Consider the following 3,278-nt stretch of genomic DNA (forward strand, 5'->3'; position numbering starts at 1 on the left):
GGCCATATCCCAGTCAACGCGCAACCCACCCGAATGGATTCAAGCCCAGATCAAAAGCGCTTTAGATTGTCAGCGCATCAGGAGGATCTCACCCATGGCGAAAGCTGCAACCAAGACGACAGCCAAGAAGGCGCCGGCCCGCAAAGCCGCCGCATCGCAAGAAGAACCGCCTAAGACGGCCAAGACTGCCGACGCCGTTGCCAAGAGGTCTACGAAGGCTGCAGCACCGAAGGCGTCAGCCAAAGCAGCCTCCAAGGGTGCAAAGAAATCCACTGGCACCTCGGCTGGCGCGATCCTCACCCTGCGCCACATTGCCGAACAGTTGTCGGAAGTGCACGAGCTTCCCAAGCGCCAGGCTAACGAGATGCTGACGCAAGTCATCGAGATGATAGCCAAGAGCTTGAAGAAGGGCGACAAGATCCGCCTGAGCGGTCTCGGCATCCTGCAGGTGCGCAAGCGCGCCGCGCGTACCGGGCGCAACCCGCAGACCGGCGAGCCGATCAAGATCAAAGCCTCCAAGAAGATCGCCTTCCGACCCGCGAAGGAGCTCAAGGAGGCGGTCTAGCCGTTAGCCGCAACCGGATGGCTGAAGCGACCCCCACCCCGCCGGCACGCTGGCGGGGTGGGCCTGTTGTCGCGTCCGCTCAGGACAGGTGCTGAGCGAAGTGCTTGTTCATCTCGAACATGCTGACCTTGCTCTTGCCTCCGAATACAGCCTGAAGCTTCTCATCCGCGAGGATTTCCCGCTTGTTCGCAGGGTTCTGCAGGTTGTTGGCCTTGATATACTCCCAAACCTTGCTCACCACTTCGGTACGGGGCAGTGGCGAGGACCCGACCACCGCCGCGAGTTCATTCGAGGGCTGCAACGGCTTCGCCAGAGCGGGGTTCGGCTTCTTGGCGGCTTTGGCTTCGGTCATTGTCAAACTCCTAAACTGCGCCTCACTGCGATCCGCAGGGGCAAAGGGGGCGGGACCATGGCCAGCAAAGATTGAACGGTTCCTTAATCCCGCACTGACCATGCCGGCGTCAGCATGGTGGGTTCAATTGATTGCCCGCATAGAACGCAGGCAATCATAACAGAACTTACCGCGCTCTCCACCCTCGCAAGAAAAGCCCTTAATATGCTGGCGGAGGGCGAGGAGGTCCGTTACGCCTCAGGGGTAAGTTTGTACACCGAGCGCGAGCAGTTCAAAGCACGTCGGAAGTCCGCCTCGCGGCGGAAGGTTCGTGGGATCGGCTTTGCTACGATGGACGAACTCCGAAGGGAGGGTATGATCGTGCCGGTCCACCATACGTCCGTCTCTACCTACTATCGCCTCAAGCCCACTCCGTGAAGTAAACGAAGCGGTGGACCTTAACAATTTGAATGTCGGGACTAGCCTGCGCAGCTGAATTCTGATATTGAAGCTGCCCCGCGGATCATCCGCTCGGTTCACAGCCACAGCCAGAGGAGGCGTTTGATGTCTATGCGAATTTGCACGTACGAACGCACCGCTCTCCTCGTCACGACTCTAGCTGCTGGTGGCTCTAATGAACCCGACCGTATTCCCTTTGCCCTTTGTAGGGCTCGCCTTCCGCTTTGAATTTGTTCGCGTGCCGCGTAGGCCTGCGAATGATCACGCGCGGCCTGTGGCAACAAACGAACTCGATCACCTGCTCCGTCACGAACTTCAGCAGGCGCTGCGTCACGAACTCAACCCGCACATGCTTCGTGATGTCGGTCTCGACCACAGCCGGACTGACTGATGTTCTGGCCGCAGTGCGATCCACTGATCGTGTTAGGAACTGACGGTGTGCTTTGCCGCACATCGGCATGCCGTGGCTACATCTACATAGATCGTGCGTTGCCGGAACACATCGCACGCGCCCTGGCGAGAGGTCTAGTGCTCAGCCTCCCGCCGGGGCAATTCTGCTTGTCCACAGCCTGATGTTGAACCAACGAGGCGCTTGGCGTATTATCGTGACGTGGTGTTGCAACCGGCATCACACAATTCGCCCTGACAGCAAGCCCCGCACGGCTAACTCTGTCAGGGCGTTTTCGTTGGGACAGCGTTGACTGAGTTTGGTCTGCCGCCTATCTCCCAAGTGTGGTGTCATTCCCTTGGACCACGGACGCCTTGGTTGAGGTTTAGCTCGACACCACCTTATCCAAAGGCAGAACTTTGCGGCAGGTTTTCGCAGGCAAGCGAGAACAACGATAGGCTCAGCATCCATCGCTGAGGTACGCCCCCCGCCCGCACGAAGAATCTGCGACACAGCCCCGGATGATGGCGGTCGCGAGCAGGTCAAGGCAGCTCAGATCGCCCGATATGAAAGGCGCTCCTGATGCTCGGGTTCTCATTAGGACAAAAACTCTCGAACTTATCTAAGCCCACGGCAGGACTTCCGAACGTCCTTGGGCTCTTCCCGGCCGAAGGGGCGTCGTGGCTTTCGCCGTCAGGTACCATGGGTAGGCCGGCCTGAAATCGTCACATTCGTGCGCGACCTCAGGGGTGACTCTTCATTAACCATCCCTCCGCCCAAGGCCACCAATGCTCAGACCTCTTGTTGCCCTGGCCCTCGTGCTCGCGATCCCGGCCTTTGCTCAGACCAATAGCCGTCCTGACATCATCCGCGGCCTCTGCCGCCCTGATGGCTGCGACGAGTTCGCCATCCTGGCAGCCTCCCCTCTGACCAGGACAGGGGAGGGCACACTCATGCAGACCCGGGTGAAGACTTTCCATGCCAGTTCATCTGGTCGCAGGGAACTCAGCGAGGAAAACGGCTATGTGTACTGCTCACAAACCAAGCCGGCGATCGTGGCCGAAAAGGGTGGGCATGCCATGGCCTTCTATCTCGCGCCGTTCTCCACCCAAGAGAGCCGTGAGACCATCCGCCAGAACGCCAACTTCCATGCCCTGTACTTCAGCATCTGCCATAGCATGGAAGCGGGCCGAGCGGCGGTTCAGAACTTACCGCGTGTGGCTCAGGAGCTCGGCTATCGGGTTGCACTGCCCCAGTCACAGTCCGTTGCCCTAAACCGGGTCGAGGACATCCTGCCGCCTGCAAGCCGGCGCTCTGCGGAGGCGCGGCATGACCTGCGCCCAATGCCACCGACAAACATGCCGCCTGCCATGTCACAGCAGGACTGGGCTGTTGACGAGTTCAGGGAAACCCGTGAGGCGATGCCACCCGGTCCGCAGCCCAATGTTGTGGAGCGGGAGGAGGGGCTGTTGGCCGGTCCGCGCCGCCTGACCAACCGCGCCTTTGATGCCCTTGATGAGGTCGGCGACTGGATG

The 3,278-nt window shown here is 59.9% G+C and carries 4 protein-coding genes; 3 read left to right on the top strand and 1 reads right to left on the bottom strand.

Annotated features, from left to right (window positions below):
- Positions 1-565, top strand: a 565-nt coding sequence (locus KBI52_RS33860) for an HU family DNA-binding protein (RefSeq protein ID WP_371823099.1), incomplete at its 5' end; no start/stop codon positions are given.
- Positions 566-644: 79 nt separating this feature from the next.
- On the opposite strand, the gene KBI52_RS01970 is transcribed toward KBI52_RS33860, so the two are convergent.
- Positions 645-917: an SWIB/MDM2 domain-containing protein gene (locus KBI52_RS01970; protein ID WP_173945404.1), complete on the bottom strand. Its 273-nt coding sequence runs from the start codon at positions 915-917 to the stop codon at positions 645-647.
- 613 nt (positions 918-1,530) lie between these two features.
- On the opposite strand from KBI52_RS01970, the gene KBI52_RS01975 reads away from it, so the two are divergent.
- Complete coding sequence (locus tag KBI52_RS01975) at positions 1,531-1,746, top strand: hypothetical protein (protein WP_210804975.1); 216 nt, start codon at positions 1,531-1,533, stop codon at positions 1,744-1,746.
- Between the two features lie 785 nt (positions 1,747-2,531).
- Positions 2,532-3,278, top strand: a 747-nt coding sequence (locus tag KBI52_RS01980; protein WP_210804977.1) for a hypothetical protein, incomplete at its 3' end; no start/stop codon positions are given.

Origin of the sequence: Microvirga sp. HBU67558 (assembly GCF_018069605.1) — a bacterium.
Lineage (GTDB): Bacteria > Pseudomonadota > Alphaproteobacteria > Rhizobiales > Beijerinckiaceae > Microvirga > Microvirga terrae.

Coding starts and splice junctions, on each gene's coding strand:
- KBI52_RS01970 (WP_173945404.1), bottom strand. CDS start 917: ATGACCGAAGCCAAAGCCGCCAAGAAGCCGAACCCCGCTCTGGCGAAG.
- KBI52_RS01975 (WP_210804975.1), top strand. CDS start 1,531: ATGAACCCGACCGTATTCCCTTTGCCCTTTGTAGGGCTCGCCTTCCGC.